Origin of the sequence: Bacillus sp. FSL R9-9492, assembly GCF_038007365.1 — a bacterium.
In the GTDB taxonomy this organism is placed as follows: Bacteria; Bacillota; Bacilli; order Bacillales; family Bacillaceae_G; genus Bacillus_A; species Bacillus_A mycoides.
The window spans coordinates 3306470-3330947 of record NZ_JBBOXC010000001.1; the positions used below are offsets into that span (position 1 = coordinate 3306470).

At 34.5% G+C, this 24478-nt stretch carries 23 protein-coding genes; 6 read left to right on the plus strand and 17 right to left on the minus strand.

What is annotated here, in order from left to right:
* Window positions 1-148: 148 nt before the first annotated feature.
* The 3 genes from MKY70_RS16810 to MKY70_RS16820 all read right to left on the minus strand — a co-directional run bounded on the left by MKY70_RS16810 (window position 149) and on the right by MKY70_RS16820 (window position 2160).
* Window positions 149-442, minus strand: coding sequence for a hypothetical protein (locus MKY70_RS16810; protein ID WP_341025305.1), 294 nt, complete (start codon window positions 440-442; stop codon window positions 149-151).
* 5 nt (window positions 443-447) lie between these two features.
* Window positions 448-648 carry a helix-turn-helix transcriptional regulator gene (locus MKY70_RS16815; RefSeq protein ID WP_000903048.1) on the minus strand — a complete coding sequence of 67 codons (201 nt, stop codon included), beginning with the start codon at window positions 646-648 and terminating at the stop codon, window positions 448-450.
* A 399-nt stretch (window positions 649-1047) separates the two neighbouring features.
* Window positions 1048-2160: an aminopeptidase gene (locus tag MKY70_RS16820; RefSeq protein WP_088030831.1), complete on the minus strand. Its 1113-nt coding sequence runs from the start codon at window positions 2158-2160 to the stop codon at window positions 1048-1050.
* A 290-nt stretch (window positions 2161-2450) separates the two neighbouring features.
* On the opposite strand from MKY70_RS16820, the gene MKY70_RS16825 reads away from it, so the two are divergent.
* Window positions 2451-3194, plus strand: coding sequence for a class I SAM-dependent methyltransferase (locus tag MKY70_RS16825; RefSeq protein WP_341025307.1), 744 nt, complete (start codon window positions 2451-2453; stop codon window positions 3192-3194).
* Between the two features lie 405 nt (window positions 3195-3599).
* On the opposite strand, the gene MKY70_RS16830 is transcribed toward MKY70_RS16825, so the two are convergent.
* Complete coding sequence (locus MKY70_RS16830) at window positions 3600-4520, minus strand: Nif3-like dinuclear metal center hexameric protein (RefSeq protein ID WP_088030830.1); 921 nt, start codon at window positions 4518-4520, stop codon at window positions 3600-3602.
* Between the two features lie 233 nt (window positions 4521-4753).
* Here MKY70_RS16830 and MKY70_RS16835 point away from each other — a divergent pair, with 233 nt between their 5' ends.
* A complete protein-coding gene (locus tag MKY70_RS16835) occupies window positions 4754-6184 on the plus strand; it encodes an IS4 family transposase (RefSeq protein ID WP_341026402.1) in 1431 nt (476 codons plus the stop codon).
* A 238-nt stretch (window positions 6185-6422) separates the two neighbouring features.
* On the opposite strand, the gene MKY70_RS16840 is transcribed toward MKY70_RS16835, so the two are convergent.
* From MKY70_RS16840 to MKY70_RS16860, 5 genes are all read right to left on the minus strand, one after another.
* Window positions 6423-7610 (minus strand): RtcB family protein, encoded by a 1188-nt coding sequence (locus MKY70_RS16840; protein WP_341025309.1) that lies wholly within the window; start codon window positions 7608-7610, stop codon window positions 6423-6425.
* Window positions 7582-8418, minus strand: a complete 837-nt coding sequence (locus MKY70_RS16845) for a CPBP family intramembrane glutamic endopeptidase (RefSeq protein ID WP_341025310.1) — start codon at window positions 8416-8418, stop codon at window positions 7582-7584. The genes MKY70_RS16840 and MKY70_RS16845 overlap by 29 nt, the downstream gene beginning before the upstream one ends.
* 109 nt (window positions 8419-8527) lie before the next feature.
* Complete coding sequence (locus MKY70_RS16850; RefSeq protein ID WP_002033099.1) at window positions 8528-9322, minus strand: MerR family transcriptional regulator; 795 nt, start codon at window positions 9320-9322, stop codon at window positions 8528-8530.
* A 161-nt stretch (window positions 9323-9483) separates the two neighbouring features.
* Entirely contained in the window at window positions 9484-10404 is a 921-nt protein-coding gene (locus MKY70_RS16855; protein ID WP_341026403.1) for a class I SAM-dependent methyltransferase, read from the minus strand.
* A gap of 143 nt (window positions 10405-10547) precedes the next feature.
* On the minus strand, window positions 10548-11258 hold the full coding sequence (locus tag MKY70_RS16860; protein WP_341025311.1) for a DsbA family oxidoreductase: 711 nt from the start codon (window positions 11256-11258) through the stop codon (window positions 10548-10550).
* Between the two features lie 484 nt (window positions 11259-11742).
* Between MKY70_RS16860 and MKY70_RS16865 the strand changes: the two genes are divergently transcribed.
* Window positions 11743-12867: an LPXTG cell wall anchor domain-containing protein gene (locus MKY70_RS16865; RefSeq protein WP_140152266.1), complete on the plus strand. Its 1125-nt coding sequence runs from the start codon at window positions 11743-11745 to the stop codon at window positions 12865-12867.
* A gap of 73 nt (window positions 12868-12940) precedes the next feature.
* Here MKY70_RS16865 and MKY70_RS16870 read toward each other — a convergent pair whose 3' ends face one another.
* On the minus strand, window positions 12941-13612 hold the full coding sequence (locus MKY70_RS16870; protein WP_088030825.1) for an ABC transporter ATP-binding protein: 672 nt from the start codon (window positions 13610-13612) through the stop codon (window positions 12941-12943).
* Complete coding sequence (locus MKY70_RS16875; protein WP_088030824.1) at window positions 13612-14676, minus strand: ABC transporter permease; 1065 nt, start codon at window positions 14674-14676, stop codon at window positions 13612-13614. The genes MKY70_RS16870 and MKY70_RS16875 overlap by 1 nt, the downstream gene beginning before the upstream one ends.
* A 184-nt stretch (window positions 14677-14860) precedes the next feature.
* Here MKY70_RS16875 and MKY70_RS16880 point away from each other — a divergent pair, with 184 nt between their 5' ends.
* Window positions 14861-15484: an ArsR/SmtB family transcription factor gene (locus tag MKY70_RS16880; protein WP_088030823.1), complete on the plus strand. Its 624-nt coding sequence runs from the start codon at window positions 14861-14863 to the stop codon at window positions 15482-15484.
* A gap of 69 nt (window positions 15485-15553) precedes the next feature.
* Entirely contained in the window at window positions 15554-16813 is a 1260-nt protein-coding gene (locus MKY70_RS16885) for an MFS transporter (protein WP_088030822.1), read from the plus strand.
* A 117-nt stretch (window positions 16814-16930) separates the two neighbouring features.
* On the opposite strand, the gene MKY70_RS16890 is transcribed toward MKY70_RS16885, so the two are convergent.
* The 4 genes from MKY70_RS16890 to MKY70_RS16905 form a co-directional block, all read right to left on the minus strand.
* Window positions 16931-17401 (minus strand): DinB family protein, encoded by a 471-nt coding sequence (locus MKY70_RS16890; RefSeq protein ID WP_002128104.1) that lies wholly within the window; start codon window positions 17399-17401, stop codon window positions 16931-16933.
* A 237-nt stretch (window positions 17402-17638) separates the two neighbouring features.
* The gene (locus MKY70_RS16895) at window positions 17639-19015 is read right to left on the minus strand and encodes a sensor histidine kinase (protein ID WP_088030820.1); all 1377 of its coding nucleotides are present in this window, start codon (window positions 19013-19015) and stop codon (window positions 17639-17641) included.
* Between the two features lies 1 nt (window position 19016).
* Window positions 19017-19694: a response regulator transcription factor gene (locus tag MKY70_RS16900; protein ID WP_088030819.1), complete on the minus strand. Its 678-nt coding sequence runs from the start codon at window positions 19692-19694 to the stop codon at window positions 19017-19019.
* A 159-nt stretch (window positions 19695-19853) separates the two neighbouring features.
* Window positions 19854-20693 (minus strand): YitT family protein, encoded by an 840-nt coding sequence (locus MKY70_RS16905; RefSeq protein ID WP_003190353.1) that lies wholly within the window; start codon window positions 20691-20693, stop codon window positions 19854-19856.
* Between the two features lie 402 nt (window positions 20694-21095).
* Between MKY70_RS16905 and MKY70_RS16910 the strand changes: the two genes are divergently transcribed.
* The gene (locus MKY70_RS16910; protein ID WP_258397401.1) at window positions 21096-22571 is read left to right on the plus strand and encodes an RNA-guided endonuclease TnpB family protein; all 1476 of its coding nucleotides are present in this window, start codon (window positions 21096-21098) and stop codon (window positions 22569-22571) included.
* A 700-nt stretch (window positions 22572-23271) separates the two neighbouring features.
* Here MKY70_RS16910 and MKY70_RS16915 read toward each other — a convergent pair.
* On the minus strand, window positions 23272-23541 hold the full coding sequence (locus MKY70_RS16915) for a 2TM domain-containing protein (protein WP_000438994.1): 270 nt from the start codon (window positions 23539-23541) through the stop codon (window positions 23272-23274).
* Window positions 23542-23755: 214 nt separating this feature from the next.
* A complete protein-coding gene (locus tag MKY70_RS16920; protein WP_088030792.1) occupies window positions 23756-24397 on the minus strand; it encodes an ATP F0F1 synthase subunit alpha in 642 nt (213 codons plus the stop codon).
* Window positions 24398-24478: the final 81 nt, after the last annotated feature.

Genomic DNA, 24478 nt, shown 5'->3' on the forward strand with positions numbered 1-24478 from the left:
AGAAGATTAATTATTTTATGTAGCCTACTTAAATAAACACAGCTATTAGTTTAACTATATTCCTTCATGTTTAAAATAGAAATTTCACTTTTTAAAGAAACATGTTGTTCAATTTCCTAACAGAACAAGATAAAATACTTAATACATATTAGTAATTTTTCCTGTTTCTATTGATAAATATAAAAATACTGCCTAACACACTTAATGAAAGCGCAAAATATAACAACAAATCAGGTAGAAATTTCAAAGGAATAATATCAATTAATTGTAAAACAATAATGGTAAGGATACCTAAATATAAAATATTGTACAAAACATTATTTGTTTTATATAGAATTTCTCTTCCTCTTTCGTCATTTGCTTCATCACTTGATTGAAATTTTATTACATACATCTTACTTATCACTATTAAACCAAATAATAAAATTTTTAACAACAACATATGTATCACTCCTCTAGATAATCAAATACGTCGGTTAACGGCTTTTCAAATGCATTTGCGATTTTAAAGGCAAGAATTAGAGAAGGGTTATATTTATTCTTTTCAAGAGTAGCGATAGTTTGACGACTAACTCCCACTCTTGTTGCCAATTCTTCTTGGGTCCAACCTTTTTCTGCTCGACAAACTACAATTTTATTATGTAACAATAGTAACACCTCTTGAGATAATTGTAATTTATTTCTTACAATTTGTAAAATATTTTTTACAAATTGTTTTTAAAATTAAAAATACGCATAAAAAAATACACAGAGATTTCTCCCCATGCCTACTAATCCTCCACTTCTTCACCGCATGTACATAATGCACTGTTTCAAAGGCTTCTAAATAAGTGCTAGTTCTATTCACATTATATGGAGGGATTGTAAAGATTGATGTAGTAAAAAATCAAGTGTTTTTCAAGAGATTTTGGCTTATTTCACTCAACAATTACCGAGCCGCGCCAATCTAGCTATCATTTACATTAAATAAATGTAACTTTATACAATGAATTTTTTAGTTTGTTATGGCGGGTTTTAATCTCCTTTACACAATTTCAATAAAGCACTTTACCTTTTCAAATTCTCTTCATTTAATCCTAACAACTCCGGTAAAATAAAACGTCCATCTTTTCTTATCAGTACGTCATCAAACCAAATTTCACCCCCGCCATACTCTGTTCTTTGAATGTTTACTAAATCCCAATGTATTGCTGATTTATTCCCATTGTCTGCACCTTGTAACGAATCTCCAATTGCTACATGATAACTACCATTTATTTTTTCATCGAATAACGTATTATTCATCGGGTGTAATATATAAGGATTAAAAGCTAGTGCAAATTCTCCAATATATCTTGCTCCCTCATCCGTATCAAGAATTCGATTCATTCGCTCTGTATCATTTGCATATGCCCCTAGTATTTTCCCTTGTCTAACATGTAACTTTATATTTTGAAATGCATAACCTTGTTGAATAGATACTGTGTTAAACGTTATTACTCCATTTACAGAATCTTTAACAGGTGCTGTATATATTTCGCCATCAGGGATATTATCCGTACCATCCCCCTTTAAAACGCCTATTCCTTCAATTGAAAACTCCAAATCCGTCCCTTCTCCCATAATCCTCACTCGTTTTGTCTTTTCCATTAATTCTTTTAATGGCTCCATGGCTTTCGACATGTTGTTGTAATCTAGCGTACATACATCATAATAAAATTTTTCATAAGCCTCCGTGCTCATATTTGCTTCTTGCGCAGAAGCCGCATTCGGAATGCGAGTTGTCACCCATCTCGTTTTATATACAGCTTCACTATGAGCCTTTCCAAATATCTTTTGATATAATTTCATTTTTTCTGCTGGCACATCTGCTAATTCATATGCATTTCTAGGGCTACGGAGATTAATATATACTTGCATCTTACTTAAGCGATAACATTCCCAATCTGCAAATAACTTAAATTGTTCTTCAGACCCTGACAAAATCAATTGCCTCGTAACAGAAACATCGCGCATTGATACATGCGCATATCCCCCTGCTTTTTCCACCGACTTAATAATTTCGCGAACTACCATAGGGTCTATTTCAGTAACACTTTGAATTAACACTTGATCACCACGCTGCACTTTAGTCGAATGATTGACTAGTACATCCGCTAATTTCGATAGTTCTCGCTTCATTACGCTCTCGTCCCTTCACTATCGTTTCAATAGCTTAATAAAAAATAAAAGGCTCTTTTCGTAAAGGTTGTTGCTTATAATTAAAATAAAGGTTAATTTTCTTAATACGGTATAGTATTTACAGCAGATTATTCAGCAAACGGGCAGGATTGTGAAAGTATTGAGTTCGAGATATCTTCCTAAAAACCATTACTATAATAAAAGGATGACAAAATTTTTATGGTTAGTATGATAATTTGGAAACAGAAGTCAGCTTAATCTATGAAAACCTTATCTGAGGAGTGATGTAAGTGAAACAAAATATTTACGATAATCCGAATTTCTTCAAAAACTACACAGCATTGCGTGAAAGTGGAATAAACGCTAATGACTTCATAGAACAGCCAGCAATCAAATCATTAATTCTGTGTTTGAAAGGAAAATCGGTATTAGACTTGGGTTGCGGTGATGGTCATTTTTCAAAGTATTGTATAGAAAATGGTGCAAAAAACGTAATAGGTGTAGACATATCCCAAAATATGATTGAACGTGCTAAAAAGTTAAATCAGGATGATAACATAGAATTTATGTGTCTTCCTATGGAGGATATGGGACTAACCAATCAAAAGTTCGACCTGATTATAAGTTCCCTCTCTATACATTACATTGAAGATTACTCGGCAATGATTCAAAAGATTAATGAACTATTAAAAAGCAGTGGTGAATTTATCTTTTCAACCGAACATCCAATAGCAACAGCTCGCAAAGGAAGCAACCATTGGATAAAAACTGAGGATGGTAATACATCACACTGGGCATTAGATAATTATCAAGAAGAAGGAATCAGAGTACACAACTGGTTTGTTGACGATAGTGTGGTTATTTATCATAGAACTGTTGCCACATTAATAAATACTTTGATTGAACACGGGCTTTCGCTGGATAAAATAATCGAGCCACAATCAACTTTGGCAGGGATAGAGATAATGCCAGATTTAATAAACGAATCGCGAAGTCCATCTTTTATTATAATCAAGTCAAAAAAAACAAAATAATATTTAAAAATATCTACCGCAATCTGGGAGATTTTATTGAATTACGAAAACAGCCGTTTCACTAAGGAATGGCTGTTTTTTATACTTCACGCAGAAAATTCACAGTGATTTGATTACTGTAAGGATTAAAATAAAGGAAAATTATAGAAAGGATAAAAATGCTTATAGCCGCTGCTACCCCATGCCCATCAAGCTAAGATTTTAAGACACCCCCATAACGAGAATTTTACTTTTTTACAGTTATTTATGATAATTCCGCTTGTTTTTTTCATTTTTCGGATGCTAAACTTAAAACTTCAGCAAGAAGCACAGACTAAAACACCTAGTTTTCACGATATAATTCTCAGCTAAATTCGCAAAAAAGAGCTTGAATTCCCAAGCTCTTTTAAATATCACTTAATAACTTTATAACCACCATTTTTCCTGTGGAATTAAAACTGTTTCAATATCAAAGTTATTCTCAAACCATTCCTTCATCAATGTTTTATGGACAAGATATTCTGACGCAGAATGGGAAACACCGATTAAAGACATCGAAGTATTAGAAACATAATCCATCATTTGTTTGTATCTTTGTTTACCATATTGGTTATCAATATGGCAATGGATTTCGCCAGTGATATAAGCTTGAACTCCTCTTTTTTCAGCTTCCTCCATCCAACTTACTTTGTCGCCACAACCTGCAACGATAGCTATTTTCTTTACGTTATTTATGTTCTTACCTTCAAAATCAACATATGGAATATCGAATATTTCTTTTAAGTGAGAAGTTAGTTCATTTGTACTCTTTTCTTCAATGTTACAAATTAGAACTAGGTCTTCTTTATTTATAGAACTTGTTAAAAACCCATCAATAATTTCTGCATTTAATTGTTTAGCAATAGCTACACTTGTACCTAAATTGGCATGATAATCCATCGGTACATGGCATGTATAGAATGATAATTCCTTTTCTTTTATTTGTTTAATGTATTTTTCTTTTATAGGAACAAAGCCTTTGCCCCATGCTCCTTTTGGATCTCCACATTCCATCAATAAGGGATGGTGCATAAAAAGTAAGTCTCCGCTATTACTTTCTTCTATAAAACGTTCCAACACTTCATCTGTAGGGAAAACGGCAAGAAAAATTTTCTTTACATTTGCATCCCCTTTTAACATTAGACCATTAAATAATTCCACAAAGTCTTTTTCAAAAACTGATTTCCAGTCAAACTTTAAAGGTTCATAGACCATTGGTATGAATTGACTGAAAGCAGAATCCTTCCCAAATGATTTTATATCAAGTTCAGTGTCCAGTTTAGACACTATTTCACTTAGTTTAACCATAAAATTATTCCCCCAAAAATTTTATAATTCAATACAAACGGTTAGAAAAATAACAATTATTATATTCTTTTAAATATTTTAACATAAAAATTCATTTTTCCTCATGAAAAAATCACTCCTGTTGTTTAAAGTGGTCCCTCCACATTCCCATCAAGCAAAGTTAAAATCATACCTTCAAAATGAAAAAACGCTATGCTTATTGTAAACAGTTTATAAGAAAGGATGGCGTTTTGATGAATCCTATCATTTCAAATAGATTGAATCTTTTCGCTCAAGAGCTACAATACTTTTTATCTCCAGTGGCCCTACAAGATATTGCCAAACAAGTTGGCTTTGTACAGCGATCTAGTAAGTATCAAGCAAAAGAACTCATTGCCCTTTGCGTATGGCTTAGTCAAGAAATTGCTAGCACATCACTTACACAATTGTGCAGTCAGTTAGAAGTTTCCACTGGGGTACTTATGAGCTCTGAAGGATTGAATCAACGCTTTAATCCAGCAGCCGTCGCATTTCTTCGAGAAGTCTTTACTTCCCTTCTCACACAAAAACTCTGTTCAAATCACTCGCTTTCTGCACAAATGATCTCTACTTTCAATCGTATCCGTATTTTAGATGCGACAGTGTTTCAACTGCCTGATCATTTCGCCACTAACTATCAAGGTTCAGGCGGGAGTAGTAATACGGCAGGCGTGAAAATCCAATTGGAATATGATTTACTTAGTGGTCAATTTCTTAACGTGCAGCTTGGACCAGGAAAGAATAATGATAAAACATACGGTACCATCTGCCTTGAAACCGTAGAGGCGGGCGATCTATGTTTACGTGATCTTGGTTACTTCGATTTAGGAGACTTACAAACTATTCATGAGAAAGAGGCTTACTATATCTCGCGGTTGAAGCTCAATACACGCATTTATATCAAGAACCTTGAGCCACAATACTTCAACAACGGCACGTTAAAAAAGCAAACAGAATACATCCAGCTTGATATGACACAAATGATGTCGGGTCTAATCCCAGGTGAAACGATAGAAATCCCTGAGGCATACATTGGCCAAAATCAGAAGCTTCCAGCACGTGTCATTATCCATCGTTTAACCGATGAGCAAACGCAAACACGTCTGAAAAACCAAGCGATACGTGAAAAGAAAAAAGGCATTGTCATGAAGGATAAAAGTAAACGTTTAATGGGTATGAATGTATATATCACGAACACGTCTCTAGAAGGAGTACCAACGAACTACGTGCACTCATTGTATTCACTTCGTTGGCAGATTGAAATTTTGTTTAAAACGTGGAAATCATTTTTTGAAATTGATGAATGTAAAAATATTAAAAGAGAACGCCTAGAGTGCCATTTATATGGACAACTCATCGGCATTCTCCTCTGTTCTTCTACGATGTTTCAAATGCGACAGTTTCTGCTTGAAAAGACAAAGCATGAGCTGAGTGAATACAAAGCGATTTATATGATTAAAGATTACTTTCCGTTACTGTTTCAAGCGATAGCCGTTGGCACAGAAGAACTTTTAAAAATCCTGCATCGTCTTTATCTGCTACTCAAAAAGAACGGTCGTAAATGTCATCGGTATAAGAAGATGACCGTCTTTGATATTCTAGGGATTGTGTATAAAACGACGGTGAAGCATAGACAAGCTGCCTAGCGAAAAAATCACGTTTTAATAGGCTTCTTTAGCATGCCTACTTTTCTATCACTTACTAGTTTTGAACCAAGGATCGTTTCATATCTAGTAAGTTACTTGGTTAGCTTGATGGACATGCGCTGCTACCCCTATATAAACATTTACATTATTTTTCATAATCCTCCTACTCTACTCCCAATAGTAATATACTGACCACTTTCCAATACTATATTTCATTACAATACAGGTTACTCATCTTTTAATTAGCCTTAAAATTGTAAATCGGCTTAATAATATGTTTGATATCAATTGTTTCTTTTGTATTCTCAACAATTTCATCTATTGGCTTATATACCATTGGAGCTTCATCTAAAGTACTTTCTGCAACAGATGTAGTCCAAACTGATTTCATTGTATTTTGAAAATCCTCTAAGTTAAGTAATTCTTTAGCTTTCTTACGGCTCATAATGCGCCCCGCTCCATGCGGTCCAGAAAAGTTCCAATCTGGATTTCCTTTACCCAATGCAATGATTGAACCGTCTCTCATGTTAATTGGAATGATTACTCTTTCATCTTTCTGAGCTGAAATAGCACCTTTTCGTAAAATCATATTTTCCATATCGATGTAGTTATGAATTGTAGTGAATTGATCTTTTACTTTCCAATCCATTCTAGTGACGATTTCATCCATCATTGCTTTACGATTTAACTCCGCATATTTTTGAGCAATCTTCATATCATTCATGTAATCTTTAAATCCTTGTCCTTCTAAATAAGCTAACTCTTTGCGAATCGTCGGTCTCTTAATTCCACGTATAGCTTCATGTATTTCTTTTTGTCTGCCTTCTTTTGTTAAACGTTCAATGATTTCCTCTTTAATAGATTTAACGTTGATAAGTTGCTCATAAGCAAGGTTTTGATAATACTCTGCTATTTGTTTACCTAAATTACGAGAACCACTATGAATGACAATGAATACATTCCCCTTATCATCCTCATTCAGTTCGACAAAATGATTTCCCCCACCAAGCGTACCAATACTCTTTTGAGCACGTTGTAATGTGAATGGAGCTCTTACACTATCAAAATCAATCATTTTTGAAAATCGATGTTCCTTATCTCGAATACTAAAACCACTTGGGACAAATTTACGTATCGTTTCGTCTAAGTGATCGAAGTTGATTTCTTCTTTTTTCTTGTCGATTACTACTACTTCCATGCCACAACCAATATCTACCCCTACTAGATTAGGAACGATTTTATCTTGAATTGTCATTGTTGTCCCAATAGTACACCCTGCTCCCGCATGTGTATCTGGCATAATACGAATCTTGCTATCCTTTACGAATTCTTGGTTACAAAGATCAATAATTTGACCTGCTGCTGTCTCTTCTACGTTAGTAGTAAATACTTTCGCTTCATTGTATTTTCCTTGTAATTTCAACATCTTTTATTTCCCCTTTCCTTCCATACAGTACTCTCTTTGGATTTATAACAATCATAAAAACTGCAACTACTAAATAAAAAATCGCGTTATACATAATTAAATCGATTAAATTCCCGTTTATTATGCCGATAAAAAAATTAAAGAATTGGTGGATAATGATTGGAATGATTAAATTTTGATTTAAGTTATAGAATGCTGTCATGACAATTTTAATGGATATGATAGAAATCATAAAAAATAAAATATATTTAAATAAATCAATTCCTACAAATCCTGTAGTAAACCATATAGGTAGATGCCACGTCCCCCACCAAAATCCTATAATTAGCGAAGCTTTTAATGGTGAATGCCTCTTTTGGAGTTCAATTTGTGCAAAACCTCTCCATCCTATTTCTTCTCCCAATGGCCCCGCAAGAAAGTTTTTAACAAAGAAATAGATTAGCATTCCCCATGAAGAGACAGTAAAAATAGAGTCTACTTCACTATTTTTAGACACGATAAACAAAATCATTAAAAATATGAAGGTTTGAATCATACTCACAATAAGAATTACAGACACTTTAAGTTTATTCTTGAACTTTTCTTTTACAAATTGTATAAAACTCTGCCCTGGATAGATTTTTTTAAATAGCACAGCAAAAGCAAAAGTTGAGGACCAAGACGATATACAAAACATTACATCAAAAAACCATGCAGGGAATCCCAACATACTTATAGCTCCTACAAGCAAAAAAAGTGGCAGAAAAATGATATTGGTTAGTACAATAAAACTCGCTACTGGTTTTTTTAGTTTCTTTTCCCTGTTCATGCACAATCCCCATTTCAAACTAAGTATTTCGTAAACATAATAGTATTTATATTTACGGATACTTCCAGCTTAAACCTGAGGGCTACTCACAGGTCAATACATGTCTGCATTATTTTACAGGTGCATAAATCTCTAAAAATATACGCTCAAGTTCATCTTCATACGTGGTAAGTAATATATTTATATACACTAGCCCCAAAAGTTCATACCCTTGTTCTATTGCAACTTTTCTTAAACTGGACTCCACATTACGATCAATACTTTTCCCACCAGTTGACCATCTTCCATCTTCAATAACTGTATAAATACATTTTGGATGAGATAGAATTTCACCTTCTAATTCTTTATCAAAGTCCTCTACTTTTCTTACAATAATAAATTTATCTTCTATAATACCTTCTTCATTAAAACTTATAACTCTACGTAAAGATGTTAGAGTAACTGCTTTTTTTAAGCTGTCAGTGTTCTTTTTCAAAGATTCATATTCCTCATACGCAGTATAATGCTCTATTTCTCCGTTTACTTCTAAAGGCTTCATTTCTTTTACTACGTATTTCCCTAAGAATTGCTTTGTTTTTTCGCAATCTTCTTTTACAATTTGAAGTTTTTTTAAAAGAAGCTTTTTATACTCTATCTCCTTTAAAACTTCTTTTTCTTTCTCTTCCAACAATGATTTTATTCCCTCTATACTCTTACTTTTTCTTAATTCTTGAATCTTTTTTATTTCGATATCCATTTCCCTATAGAAATTGACCGTTGTTATATCATATATATCAAAATGATTATATTTTCTATACCCATTCTCAATATTTTGCTTTGGCTTGACCAAATCTTTTTCCTCATAAAATTTCAAAGTATCTCTAGATACATCTAAAAATTTAGCAACTTGTCCAATTGTGTACATTATGTTCTCCTTTAGCATTGCTACTTAATCTTTTACATTCATACTGCGTATTCTTTAAACTATCGAATTCTCCTTCCAATTAATACTTCCCATCACTACACCCCATTTCCTTTTTCCCACAAAAAAAGACACAGAGATTTCTCCCCATGCCTACTAATTCTCTACTTCTTCACCGCATGTACATAATGCACCGTCTCAAAAGCTTTTAAATAATCGTTTCGTCCTTCAAAATATAATGTATGAATATCCTTTGGTGCTAAGTGCTCATAAATGAGTAAGCCCGCCTTCTCTAACAGTGCTTCCATTTCGGTATAAGAAAAACACGATTTCATCGGTTCTCCGCCTACTGCAGCCATTTTCACCATATTTTCAACTCGATTGGACAATCCATTTTCCGTAAATAAGTTTTCATCTGGATAGTCAAAAACGATAGAACTTCCCTCTGGAACCATCGCAAATAAACGTTCTATTAAACTAGAAAGCTCCTCTTTCGTTAAATAGTACGTAACACCTAATAGGCTAAAGAAAGTCTTTTTATTTTCAAATCCTTCATTTACTAATGTTTGCTTCGAGAAACCTTTAGTAAAATCCATCGAAACAAAATGAAGATTGTTTGGAATTTCATACTCTGCTTCTTTCACTCTTTGTATTTTAAACGCTTGCGTAGAAGGATGATCCACTTCAAATATTTCTATTTCATTCTCTAATTCTCGATGTCTGAAACTGAACGTATCTAAGCCTGCACCGAGTATGACGTATTGTTTTGCTCCTAATGTAATCTCATGTAGTAATACTCTTTCACAATATGCCGCGCGTGCCAAAGGTGTTGGTGATAATTGAACTTGTGTAATCCATTTTAAAATTTCTTTCGGATTGTCTTGAAACTGCTGTGCAATGTCTTTATTGAAAAAATGTATTCCTTGAACCATGTTCGTTTCAATATCATTACGTTCTTTTTGTGAAATAAGATCTTTAGCTACATAATCATCAAAGATTTTAGAACTATCAAATTCACTATGATACGCCCTTCCGAAAGCTGATACTAACGACGTTATACTTGATTCACCTTGTTTCACGCACATACACTCCTTCATTTTCACAACAAAAATAGGGTTCCCCTGGCCAGGAGAACCCTATTATACACCTTATTTTTATATCGGTAAATTATAGAATAAATAAGTTTTTTTGTCAAGTTTTACGTCTTTCTAATCGCTCAAAATCGAAACTACTCGTTCTTGCAAACGCCATTCTCGCAAACTGGACCGGCTTCGGCTGAAGTAGTATTCAGCACGGCCAGTGACTGTGATTCAGCCCATGTTTTCTCAAGCGCTTCGAGAAACACATTCGCCGGCTGCGCGCCGGAAACAACATATTTACGATCGATGACGTAAAACGGTACGCCACTTACACCCAAACGAACACCCTCGAGATGATCCGCCCGCACTTCATCGATGAACTGATCGCTTACCAGCATCTCCTCTGTAGATTTTGGATCAAGCCCTGCTTCGGCAGCAATCGCAATCAACGTTTCATGATGGCCGACATGCTTGCATTCGGTAAAATAAACTTTGAACAACAGCTCGACTACCTCATTATTTTTGCCATGCTGCGCCGCAAAGTGAAGCAGACGGTGAGCATCTAACGTATTTGTCAGCTGAAGCGTATCAAATCTTAGGTCCAATCCATCTACTTCAGCCTGTTTGGCAAGCTTCTCGTGTATCTCCTTTGCTGCTTCCCGGCTCATTCCAGATCTGGCAGAAAGCGCATCATACGCATCATACTCCGTATCTTTCTTCGCGTTTTCATTCAATTGAAAGCTTTTGTAAACAATTTGCACTTGATCTTTATGGACAAATTGCTCAAGTCCTGCTTCGATACGACGTTTCCCAATATAACAGAATGGACAAGCAATGTCTGACCACACTTCCACTTTCATTTGAAAACCTCCTTCATACTGCAACCGCGTCTCAACTTGATTGACTATATTATGCATAGTACAATAAACTCTCAAATAAAGTCAACTTAATTGACTTTATTTGAGAGTTTATTGGTTCTAGTGCAAATAATTAAAAAAGATATAAAAAGAAGTAGATTTTTCGTTTCGCTATATTTTATATTTTTATCACTAGGGCTTTAGCTCCGCAACTGAATATAGGACTGTTTTCTCAACAGAAGCCGAAATGGAAGGATGTATTTGCTGAAATCCTACTCTTCGTACATTGATAATTGTAAAGAATGGCCTTGTAGTCCCCTACTCCATAACTAAATTAGGAAGTTTAATAATTACATAATCATAGATTATTATGCAAATACTTCCTCTAGGCGCCGAACATGGTATATAATAATAAAATAATCTACTTCTATATGCTCAATTTTACACAAAACAGCTCATGTATATGAAAGAAAAGAGGTACAAAAATATGAAAACAAAACAAACAATTGCTGCGTCTACACTAGCTCTAGCAATGATTGCGGGATCTACCCCTACTCATGCAGAAGTAAATGAGGCTACTCCCCAGCAAAGTACGGGAGATCGATTAGCTGAAATTAAGCAACATAAACAAGAGTTAGATGCGAAATTGCAGCAGCACAAAGAAAATGTGGATCAAACATTAAATGAACTTAACCAAGTTAAGGAAAATGTTGATACAAAGGTAAATGAACTACATGAACGTAAACAAGTTGCAGATGAAAAAATTGGCGAGATTAAACAACATAAACAAGAGTTAGATGCAAAACTTCAGCAAGACAAACAAATCGCCGAAGATAAAATCGCTGAAATTAAAGAGCATAAAAAGCAAGTAGATGAAAAAGTTGCTGAAATTAAAGAGCATAAGCAAACTGTTGATGAAAAGGTTAATGAGATTAAAGAACATAAACAAACTGTTGATGAAAAAGTGAATGAAATTAAGCAGCATAAAGAAAATATCGATGCAAAGGTTAATGAGCTTAAGGAAGTAAAAAAACAGGTAGATGACAAATTAGCTGAGTTAAAGAAAGCGAAACAAACTGCTGAGGACAAACTTGCTGAAATTAAAGAAAATAAGCCAAATACAGGTAACACATTAGAAGAACTTAAGAAAATTAAAGGCAATTTAGATAGTCTTTCCGCTAACTTAGAACTAGCTAAACAAGATGTAAAAAACAAACTAGCTGAATTACAAGAAGCTAGACAAGACTTACTAAATAAAATAAACGAAATGAAACAAGCGAAACAAACTGTTTCAGACGATTTAACAAAGAAAAAACAAGACTTAGATATTAAAATAAACGATTTTAAACATACTGAGAAAAAAATTGACGACAAATTAGCTGAGTTGCATACAACGAAGCAAAATGTAGATAACAAAATCAGTGAAGTATCACAACCTAAACAAACGACAGCAAATAATAACAATACTACTGTTCCAGCGAAAAACAATGCTAGAGAACTTCCTAACGCTGGTAGTGAGCAATCAAGTAGCGTGCCACTTGGAATGTTATCAATTATAGGTGGACTTTTATTATTAACGCGCAACAAAATTAAAATGCTTTTCTCAAAATAATGCTATTATAACTATCTTAATATATTCTATAAAAAGGCCAACTGCACATATATGTACGGTTGGCCTTTTTTCTTTATATTAACTTCCCATCTCTAAGCGTCAATATACGATCACATACATCAAGCATTCTTTCATCATGTGTAATCATAATTGCTGCTTTTTGACTTTCTTTCACTTCACGTTTCATCATTTCCACAACTTCACGTGCGCGTTTTGAGTCTAAGCTTGCAGTTGGTTCATCCGCTAATATTAAATCTGGGTTGTTCATGAAAGCACGAGTGATTGCTACCCTTTGTTTTTCCCCGCCCGATAGTTGATTTGGATAATGAGTTTTTCTTTCAGATAATCCAAATGCTGCTAGCAAGTGATCCGCACGCTTTTCAGATTCTTGTTTGTTTTCTTTTTTTAGCTTTGCAATGTAAAGCAATTGTTCTTTTACATTTAAATATGGAACAAGATTTGCGAACTGGAAAATGAAGCCGATTTTTTTCAAACGAATGTCTGTCATTTCCTTTTCTGATAACTTCGTAATATTTTGCTCACGAATGTAAATATCCCCTTTTGACGGTGATAGTAAAGCACCTGCGATTGATAATAACGTACTTTTCCCTGATCCAGAAGGACCGACGATTCCGATAAATTCTCCAGCTTTCACATCAAGCGACATCGGATGAAGGGCTGTTACTTCTGTATTCCCTTCTCCGTACACTTTACTTACTTTGTCTAATTTTAATAATGAAGTCATTACATCCCGCCTCCAATTGCTTCTAATGCATCAACTTTTAATACTTGATATAACGAAATAAGTGTTCCTAAAATACTAATGACGATAAAGATTGCTGCATATTGTGCAATCATCGGTGTTGTTAATAAGAACGGCATACCCGCTGGTAAAATTTGTTCTAATCCTTGTACAAGAACTATACTGATTATCATCGCAACGACTGATAAGAATAACGCCTGCACGACTAAGCTATTTGCTAAATAAGAATTTTTCGTACCGATTGCTTTTAGTACACCTAATTGCTGTGTTTTTTGCAATGTAATTACGTAGAAGAATACACCGATCAGTAACGCAGCGATAACAAGTAAGAACGCAATGATCATCGTTAATGTTCCTTGTTCTTCTTTAAATCCTGGAATACTTTGCAGTACTTCTTTTTTGTCGATAACATGTGCATTTTTAATTTCTTTATCTGTATTAAGCGCAATTGCACTATAATCTTTTTGGTTTGGTTGTGAAATAGCACCCCATACGTCTTCATTTACATAAACGACTGGTGTATGGCTAAACATTTGATCTTTCGTAAATCCAACGATTGTAAATTCTTTCTTTGAAACAGGATCAATAATTGTATCCCCAATATCAATTCCTTTTTCTTTAATTGATTCATCAGCAACCATTTCGTTGTTTGCTGTACCTAATTTCTCACCTTTTACAATTTTCGGTTCTAAAAATGAATCACGTTCACTTGAGAAAATAGCGACATCAACTTTTTTCGAACTATCTTTCTTTTCATAAGTTGAAACTTTCACACGAAACGGAACTGCCTCTTTCTCGCCTGCTTGATTTACTACGTTATCTACATCTTCTTTCTTAATTTGTGAACGAAGTAATTTATTTTCCGCATCATCCGCTAGTACAAATTTATTTGCCTCCATATTTTGAATCGATGAAGCATTATCATATGATAATCCATTTGCTAATCCTGAAATTACAAGGACTAAAAATGATAATAACACCATAATAAGTCCGATTAATCCATATCTTAATTTTGATTGTTTTAATTCACGCAGAGCTAAAAACATTTCGCTCGCTCCTTCCTATTACTTTCTATGCACTTATCATAAAAAAGAAATATGAACGGAATATGAACAGAAGATTACAGAAGAAAGATTAAATTTTCAGAAAGTATTGAAAACAAATGAAATCCTTGATACAATTCAGTCAAATAATCTTGACCGAGTAATTTAATTTGAGGAGTTGATCATTTTGAAGCCCGTGTTAACACTAACTACTTATAGCCAACTAAAAGCAATAAGCGATCCACTACGTGCCGAAATGATGATGCGTCTATGCGAACGTCCTTATACAGGACAACTGCTATCTGAGAAATTCGGCATTTCAAGGGCGAAAATTCATTATCATTTAAAAGAATTGGAGAAGAATGGTTTTATAGAAATCGTATATACAGAAGAAAAGAATGGCATCGTTCAAAAGTTTTATCAATCTGTCGCTAAAGGATTTACCCCTGCCGCGGACCTATTACCTCATTTAGAAATATTAAGCGAATCAGGTCGCCAAATCTTTTTACAAATGACGGAAAGAACGAAAAGCCATATTCTCGCTGCACCAGAAGAAGCTTTTACATTACGAAATGCAAGTGAAGACCCAGCTGAGTGGAATTACGTTTCATCCTGCTGGGAATTTGATGCTACGCCAGAACAATTTCAAGTGTGGGTGAAAAAGTTTCATGAATTAATGGCTGAATTAAACGAAATCACAAAAAGTGCGGATAAAGATCCAAATAGTAAAGCTTATTATATTTCTACTACTGCACTTCAAATCGCTGAGAGAACAATGCAGCAATTTGTAAAAAAAGAAGAAAAATCGTAATGCGATTTTTTTTACATAAACGGTCAAATTTATTTTACCGAATAAATTTTTTATAAAGGAGTAGATAAAGTGGACATATTAAAAAAACGGAATTTCCTCTTACTATTTTTAGGGAGAATTTTTACAAACATAGGAGATAGTTTGTATTATGTAGCAGCGATGTGGCTCGTATATGAGCTGAGTGGTGATCCTTTTTATTCTGGATTGGCTGGTTTCCTTACATTATTACCTTCTGCATTACAATTTCTTACCGGTCCATTCGTTGATAGATGGTCAATCAAAAACACCCTTGTAATCACACAAGTCCTGCAATGCATTCTTATATTAATCATTCCTATTACACACTACTTCGATCTATTAACAGTTCAACTACTACTCATCATTATGCCCATCGTAGCCTTTATCGAACAATTCGCCTATCCCGCACAATCAAAAGCTTTACCACTTCTACTGCATAAAACACAATTATTAAAGGGAAACTCACTCTTTTCCTTTGCTTATCAAGGCATTGATTTAGTTTGTACAACTCTTTCCGGAATATTAGTAGCATTACTTGGCGCAATCACTTTATATATAATCGACTCTTTCACATTCGCGATTACTGCGATTTTGTTTATTTCATTAAAAATGCCGAAACAAACCGAAACAGGCACATCACTTTCAACAAAGCAATATTTCTCTGATTTAAAAGAAGGCTTTTCAATCGTCTTTCGTTCATTAATGGGCATCTTCTTAATCGGTTCAGTTGTCGCTAATTTTTCAATCGGTATGACGATGGCAATACTCCCTTCTTTCGCCGATTCTTTAGGAGGGGTTAAATTATACGGTTTCTTTTTAGCCGCTATATCCGCCGGTAGTTTAATTGGAGCACTATTCAGTTCATGGGTTGGTAAACATAATATTAGCCATGTCTCCATTATTAGCTTTGCGACTAGCGCTTTCTTTTGGTTTCTCTCTACGTTTGTACCGTTTCAATGGTTATCAATTTTTTTATTCGGCTTAGCTTGGATACCAATTGGTGCGACCAACATATTATTTGCGACAATTAGTCAAACTTTAATTCCAAATCAATATCTTGGACGCATCAATTCAGTCACACGAAGCATGGGTACAATCGCTATGCCGTTCGGCTCTTTAATTGGCGGATACACCGCAAATGTATTTAGTAGCCAACTCATTTTCGCGCTCGCTAGCATCGGAATTTTATTCATTTCTCTCGTATGGCTACTTCATCCGAAATTACGTTCATTGCCGAAAGCTGATGAAATTACAGCGGATACTTTTGGGCTTCGGTTTAAGGAAGAGCGCGGGAAAGGTGCGGCTTTATAGCAGGAACAAATTTAACCCCGTTCTAAATTTGAGACGGGGTTATAATTATAGTTATTTAATTTTGAATGTAAAATACCTCACTAAAAATATAACAATAGCACCAACTAAAACGTTCAATTATCGATTTGATGGCCAAGACCCCTGCATTTTCCTTAATTGAATAATTTGACCTGTATGATAAGCATCATGAAGCATAATGTCCAGTAATTTCCCCTCAAGTGAATTTTGCTCAAGTTCTTTTTCGGAAATTGCACTCAATGCCTGTCTTAAATTACGTTGGGCATTTTCACAACGTTCAACGACTTTCTTCCATTCCTTATCATCATTAGATTGATTGGTAAGATAAAAGGTTTCATCACCGTCGAGATTATGTATCCATTCACGGTCTTCCAAGTTTGCAGCAAGTCTCTCTTTGTAATAAATGAGATGATTAACGTTCTCCCAAATGGTTTTAGTTGCCTCTCCATATGGTTTCCAGATAGCCTGTTCGGCTGTAAGTCCTTCTATAGCATGTTTAAACGGTGCATACCAACTCTCTTTATCGAATGTGGAATCTAGTCCGTTTAAAAACAAGTCAATTCGTTTCAAAGTAATCGCCTCCCTAAATAGTTAAAGTTTCAATAAAATCCTTATAACTCTGTAGAGATTCTACATTTTTAAATAAACTTCCTGCTAATCTTATTCCACAAACTGACCCAATTGTGAAATAGAATGACTCGCATTTTTTCAAACAACTTTTTATCACTTTACACGTAAGTGATAATATATTGACCAATTGACAAAAATAAGAAGAGGCTGTTCTAAAAACAGCCTCTTCCTTTCCATCTATTTCGGAAGCTCAACCCGAACAGTCGTCCCTTCCCCTTTCGTGCTATATACCGAAACGTTTCCATTATGAAGTTCAACAATTTTCTGCACGATCGATAACCCTAAACCACTACCTTCTATGTTTCTTGCCCTTGCCGTATCTACTTTGTAAAAACGATCAAATATACGATCCATTTCTTCTTGTTCCATACCAATTCCGTTGTCTGATATAGAAATAACAATACTGGATTCTAATTCTTCTACAACAAATTCAACGGTTCCGCCATCGTTTGAAAACTTAATGCTATTCGTAAAAATATTACTCCATACTTGATGTAGTAGGTTTTCATCACCTTCTATAAATATGTCCGGCACATCAAATTCAACGGCGATATCTTTTTCACGCCATTTCCATTCGAGCATAAAAATGACGTCTTTAATTTGCTTCTGTAGATTGAATTCTTTTATTTGCAACACTTTCTCTTCTTTATCTAAAGAAGCTAGCGTAAGTAACTGTTTACATAAACTAGACATCCGCTTACTTTCACCCTCAATAATTTTCAAGTAACGTTTTCTTTCCTCTTCACTCATATTCTCCGATTGTAATGTTTTCGAAAAACCTTGTATCGAAGAAAGTGGAGATTGGAATTCATGAGAAACGTTAGAAACGAACTCTTGTCTCATTTGGTCTAATTCTTTAATGCTCTTTGTCATCTTTTGAAAATTAGTCGCTAGTGTACCAATTTCATCTTTTCGATTTTCATCTAATTCGATATCATATTCACCACTTGCAATCTTTTGAGTCGCTTTCGTAAATGTTCGAATAGGACGAACAATATACCCTGCTGCAATCGCTATAAAAATGATACTTAATACAACGATGAAACCAAGTAATACCGCTAGAAAAATTCTCATCTCGCCGAATTGTTGCTGAATGTCAGGGCGAATGAATAAAGCGTACTGTTTATCATCGTGTTTTAGCGGTACACCGACACTATTAATTAATTCATTATCGAAAAATCCTGTAATAAACAAGCGGGTTGGATATGTGGAAACGCCATTAAACGTTTCACCTTGCAATACTTTATGAACGGTATCATCACTAATTGTTATCTTACGAAACGCATTCCCAATACGCTTTCCATGATTTTCGTCATCTACAATATAAATTTCATACCCTAACTTCGCAATAGACTGTAAGTATGCCTCTTTATTCTCTTCACTTTGCTTTTCATATAATGATTTTACTTCTTTAGCATACATTAAAATCTTTTCACTATTGTACGGTTTTAACTTCACTTGATAATATACGTTCGTTAATAAAAAACCGATAATACTACTAAGAAGCATAATACCGACTGTCATAAAAACAAATCTAGAATATAGTGATTTCATTTTATTTCAACTCCAACTTATAACCGAGTCCGCGTACTGTCGTAATTTGAAAATCATCTGTTCGTTTTGAAAAACGATCTCTCAGTCGCTTCACATGAACGTCAACTGTTCGTTCATCTCCTTCAAAATCCATTCCCCATACTAATTCAATTAATTCTTCTCTTGAAAAGGTTCTTCCAGGATAACTAGCAAGTTGTGATAATAATTCAAATTCCTTTAATGGAAGCAAAATCGTCTGACCGTTACACTTTACTTCGACACCTTTTCGATCAATTGTCGTTCCGTGTAGTGTTATAATGTCAGCACTCAGCATTTGATAACGACGTAATAAAGCTTTCATACGAAAAATTACTTCAGCCGGTTCAAATGGTTTTACAATATAATCGTCCGTACCAGAAATGAATCCTTTTTCTTTATCCACTAACTGATCTTTCGCCGTTAATAAAATAACAGGAATATCATGATACTTCCGGATTTCTTCGCATAACGTATAGCCATCAACAAACGGCATCATAATGTCTACTATCGCAAGATGAATATTTTCTTTCTCTAATACGCCTTGCGCTACCCTTCCATCTTCCGCTTCAAAAACTTTAAAGCCCTCTTTTTGTAAATGGTAATGCAATAACTCTCTAATATGTTTATCATCATCAGCTAATAAAATATGTATCATCTTCATTAAACCCTCTCTTGTTCATCCTTCTACATTCTTACATTAAGAAACAATTGGATTTTTTGCAAGAAAAAGAAAAAGAATCTATTTTGAAAAAAATTATTCAAAATAGATTCTTTCGTTTTAGTATTAAGATTATTTTAATAAAAACAATTTCTACTCTTACTAAGCTTTAGAAATATCAACAAATCCTTCTCCGAACACATCACGAACATCGTGTATAGCGATGAACGCAGCCGGATCCGTAGTTTGAACAATCCGTTTTAGCTTCACTACTTCTTGCTTATTAATAACAATATAAAGAATTTCCTTCGGAGTTTTCGTGTAATAGCCATGACCTGAATACACGGTAACCCCTCTGCCCATTAAGGTAGTCACCTTCCCGGCAATTTCATTCGGGTTATCAGAAATAATCGTAATGGCTTTCTTCGGATTTAAACCTTCAATTACAAACTCCATCACTTTCGTTGCTACATATAGCATAATAATTGTTATCATCAGTTTTTCTGCACCAATGATGAAATAAGATGAAAACGCAACAATTAAATCGAAGAACAGTAAACCATAGCTAATGCTCCATCCTAAATATTTATGCGTCATCCTTGCTAAGATGGTAGTACCTGCTGTTGTTCCGCCAACACGAATGATTAGACCAATCCCGCATCCTATAAATATTCCTCCGAAAATGGCATTTACGAGCATTTCATCTGAAGTAATAGTCCAGCCTTCTGTCAAATGAAGGAATAGCGAGTTCGTAACTACAGCGATAATCGTATAAATTGTTGTAATCTTATTTAAAAATTTATAACCAGCTATTAACAAAATCGCATTTAAAATTAAGTTAACTAAGCCTGGGGACCATTCAAATAAATAGTACGTAATAATCGTGATACCTGTTACCCCACCCTCACCAAACTCGTTCGGGATAACAAACAAATTGACACCTAACGCAAAAAGAAATGCACCAATAATAATAAAAATAATGTCTGTCGTTCTTTTTTTCATACAGTACCTCACTTCTTATGTAAATATTTATTCTGTCATAAACTCTCACCATTATATCGTGGAATATTCAAATCGAACAGTGGTTTATTTTTATTTTAATATAGGATGATAAATCAACTTTATTCTATATCCACATGTAATTTAAAAAGGGTAACAACTTTATTTATCCTTTTCGGCAAGAAGACTCCATCTTAATTGTGTTAGGGGTGAAACCCAACAATTCAGGTGGGGATGAATTGCCGTCAGAAGGTAGACTGAACTCTTTTGTTTCGTTCATAACAATTTTCGGTTACGAACATTCGTTTTTTGTTTTACGATATAATCTGCCCTTAGATAAGGAGGGAATATATCGTAAGACAACGAAATTGGATAATAATCATTCGGTCACTTGAGCCAAAAGGAATTACTGTAGAAGAATGGAATTACGATGAAGAACATGTTCATATTTTGTTCCGTTTCGTTCCAAATATTGATTTGTCAAAAATAATTTTAATGAACTCTCTAAGAAAGGTGGTGAAAACGATGGTTAAAAAGAAAGCAGTGAAAGTATTACGTAAACAAAAGAAAAGAGAAAACATGCAACGATTCACGCAGAAACAGAATATCGGACGAGCTTGCCTTACGGCTAAAGAATTCCGCTTACTGCAACGCATGTCACATAGTTCAAAAGCGTTGCGAAATGTTGGATTGTACACGATTAAACAAAGTTATTTGAACCATAATAAAATGGCTACTGTAAAAGAAGTGGACACTGCCATGCAAACCGATAGGAACTACTGGGGCATTCAATCCAACTCTGTTCAAGCGATTCGTAGAGCCTTATTTACAGAAGTGAAGAGCTTTTTTAAAGCATTGGAACAGTGGAAGAAAAAACCTGACACCTTCACAGGTCGTCCAAAGTTTCCGAATTATTCTCGTTCAACTGACAAACGAATTATTGAAATCTATCAAGTTCCAAAAGTGGATGATAACGGGTATTGGATCATTCCGATGAACGTTGCATTCAGAAAAAAATTCGGTTCCATAAAAATACGTATGCCTAAAAATTTAATAAATAAACAAATCTCCTACATTGAAATTGTACCGAAGCAAAAAGGTCGGTTCTTTGAGGTGCATTACACATATGAAATGCACCTTTCTCAAATGAAGAAACAATCCACGACTACTAGTAACGCTTTGAGTTGCGATTTAGGGGTAGACAGATTATTAAGTTGCGTAACAAATACAGGTGATGCATTTTTAATTGATGGAAAAAAACTAAAATCCATTAACCAGTACTTCAACAAAATGATAGGTAATCTGAAGCAAAAAAATGTGGAAAACGGACTTTCAAAACGTGTTGTAACGAACAAAATGGCCGCACTTTGGCATAAACGAGAACGACAAATAAATGGTTACATTTCACAAACTGTAGGCTTGTTGTTTAAAAAAGTGAAAGCATGCAACATAGATACAGTTGTCGTAGGGTATAACGCTGGTTGGAAACAAAAATCTGATATGGGAAAAAGGAATAATCAAACATTTGTTCAAATCCCATTTCATAAACTGCTTGCAGCAATTGAGAATAAATGTGTAAAAGAAGGCATCCGATTTTTAAAACAAGAAGAAAGCTATACTTCAAAAGCTAGTTTTCTTGATAAAGATAGGGTTCCTGTTTGGTCTAAGGACGATAGGACGCATTATCGCTTTAGTGGCAAACGAATCACTCGTGGTCTGTATCGAAGTAAAACAGGAACATGTATCCATGCTGATATCAATGGTGCATTGAATACATTGCAAAAATCAAGAGTTGTAGAATTGGATGACAATCTCAAAGTGAAAACGCCGATTCTATTAGAAGTGCAAAAACGTAAGGCTGTTGCTTCGCGCATAGCTTAGTGGGTGCGTCAACCATCCATGTGTACTCGACTTGTCGGGGCTTGTAGCACACGCCGGAGTCATCTGAGTGGTGGCTTCTTCCATAAGGAAGAACTGCTCTTTTTCGAAAGGGTGGTGCAAGTGGGAAAACAATAGTTCGTTGCCAGTACCAACCAAAAACATACTTGGGGTGTTACCATAAGGTGGCATGAGTGCTAGAGCGTCAAACTGTCTAGCGATAGATGAAAAGACCTAGTGTTCTAACTCAAGCCCCCACCGAAACGCTTCATCTCAGTGGGGGTAGTTGACTATGTACTACAAATAAAGTTTTGATTTCACATGCAATTGACGCTTAAAAATGAATATGAATACTCACTCGCACAAACTTCGAATACAAAGCAAATAGGCGAAGCTATAGAATAAACTTCGCATCAAGCATGTGATCACAGAGATTTATATGTCATTTTCTCCCCGCTTATACCTCGGCATTGATTACTATTTCAATTTGTAGATTTCTATTACTATCATCACTAATTCCAACTGATATCCTCCTAAGTGGATTCTACCTTCCGTCTCCCCACACTTATTAATGTAGCTTCGAAAGAAAGTTTCATCAAAATGGATTCTTCTCCAGCAAATTTAAGTTTAGTTTTTATAAACATGCTATGTTCTAAAAGATACTTGCTATTGTATTTTATATTCATACATTGCAGAAAAAGATTTACTTATCTTTCTCCATATATTCTTTAATCTTTCGTTCTTCCCACTCTTTTCCGAATATCCCAAATGGAAAAGTTGTCAAACCGTGTATAACGATACCGATCCCCCAACCTCCCAGTGGATATAAAAACCATAATTTACTTGAATCAGAGCTTATATTTATAAAAAAAAGCATCAAATTAACTAGTATATAGACCGTTAAATGAATGTAAAACGCTTTTAAATTCTCCACCCTTTTTTTAGCTCGTAAATAATTCTCATCTCGCTCCACCCTTAAACACCTCTTTCAATATTGTATTTTTTAAACTCGCTCCGATTTAAACATCATATTCTAATCGAAAATCCCTTATTCTCAAAAAACACAAAATAAAAAATACCCATCAAATTGTCATACACATGATAATTTGATGGGTACTGCATGATACATTTAGTTTTTACATTTATTGTTTGGAGTAAATTGCAAATAACGACTTATACTCGCCTTATTAAGACCAGATCCATACATCCTCATTATTTTCAACGTTGCTCTTTACTTCATGAACTTTTTCGATATGATCCGTTGTGTTGTAGTTAATAGAAATTCCGCCCCAGCCTACATACTTCATATCAATTTTTACTTTCTCACCCGTATTAAATACTTGTCCTTTAGTTAAGTACACTTCAATAATAGCTTTCTTCCCATTTACTGATGGATACTGCACTACAACATATTTAGTAGAACCGTTCCCCTCATCTTCAATCGTTCCTATTTTTGATACTTCCCCAATTACATAATCAGGAGAACCGTCTTCTTTCATGTGCATACCTAATTTATTTGACGTATTTTCAACTGTATTTGCAATCATATATTCCGTAAAATTACGCATCATAGATCCAGTAGCTTTTACTTCATCCCCTACTTTCACATTTGAAAATGAATCAATATACACACTAACAAGTTCCTCATATTGCTTAGATTTTACAACAATTACACCGTTATCCACTTCTACTACTCGCCCTTCTAACGTCGAGAAATTTGATTCAATAGAAGCGGCACTCGCTTTTGATAGTTCTAATCCTGGTAAATTCGTTCCTGATAATGCTGCGATCCCTAAAGCACCTGCTAAAATTAATTTTTTCATACCCATATGTAACCTCTCCATTCATGATGATTATATTTTTTGATTGGATACGACCAATCTGTAACTATTATAGTTACAGGTTATAGA

What these genes read in the sequence shown, in the direction of transcription:
- MKY70_RS16810 (WP_341025305.1), bottom strand. Translation starts at nt 442, where the DNA reads ATGTTGTTGTTAAAAATTTTATTATTTGGTTTAATAGTGATAAGTAAG.
- MKY70_RS16820 (WP_088030831.1), bottom strand. Translation starts at nt 2,160, where the DNA reads ATGAAGCGAGAACTATCGAAATTAGCGGATGTACTAGTCAATCATTCG.
- MKY70_RS16830 (WP_088030830.1), bottom strand. Translation starts at nt 4,520, where the DNA reads ATGGTTAAACTAAGTGAAATAGTGTCTAAACTGGACACTGAACTTGAT.
- MKY70_RS16835 (WP_341026402.1), top strand. Translation starts at nt 4,754, where the DNA reads ATGAATCCTATCATTTCAAATAGATTGAATCTTTTCGCTCAAGAGCTA.
- MKY70_RS16840 (WP_341025309.1), bottom strand. Translation starts at nt 7,610, where the DNA reads ATGTTGAAATTACAAGGAAAATACAATGAAGCGAAAGTATTTACTACT.
- MKY70_RS16845 (WP_341025310.1), bottom strand. Translation starts at nt 8,418, where the DNA reads ATGAACAGGGAAAAGAAACTAAAAAAACCAGTAGCGAGTTTTATTGTA.
- MKY70_RS16850 (WP_002033099.1), bottom strand. Translation starts at nt 9,322, where the DNA reads ATGTACACAATTGGACAAGTTGCTAAATTTTTAGATGTATCTAGAGAT.
- MKY70_RS16855 (WP_341026403.1), bottom strand. Translation starts at nt 10,404, where the DNA reads ATGTGCGTGAAACAAGGTGAATCAAGTATAACGTCGTTAGTATCAGCT.
- MKY70_RS16860 (WP_341025311.1), bottom strand. Translation starts at nt 11,258, where the DNA reads ATGAAAGTGGAAGTGTGGTCAGACATTGCTTGTCCATTCTGTTATATT.
- MKY70_RS16865 (WP_140152266.1), top strand. Translation starts at nt 11,743, where the DNA reads ATGAAAACAAAACAAACAATTGCTGCGTCTACACTAGCTCTAGCAATG.
- MKY70_RS16870 (WP_088030825.1), bottom strand. Translation starts at nt 13,612, where the DNA reads ATGACTTCATTATTAAAATTAGACAAAGTAAGTAAAGTGTACGGAGAA.
- MKY70_RS16875 (WP_088030824.1), bottom strand. Translation starts at nt 14,676, where the DNA reads ATGTTTTTAGCTCTGCGTGAATTAAAACAATCAAAATTAAGATATGGA.
- MKY70_RS16895 (WP_088030820.1), bottom strand. Translation starts at nt 19,015, where the DNA reads ATGAAATCACTATATTCTAGATTTGTTTTTATGACAGTCGGTATTATG.
- MKY70_RS16900 (WP_088030819.1), bottom strand. Translation starts at nt 19,694, where the DNA reads ATGAAGATGATACATATTTTATTAGCTGATGATGATAAACATATTAGA.
- MKY70_RS16905 (WP_003190353.1), bottom strand. Translation starts at nt 20,693, where the DNA reads ATGAAAAAAAGAACGACAGACATTATTTTTATTATTATTGGTGCATTT.
- MKY70_RS16920 (WP_088030792.1), bottom strand. Translation starts at nt 24,397, where the DNA reads ATGGGTATGAAAAAATTAATTTTAGCAGGTGCTTTAGGGATCGCAGCA.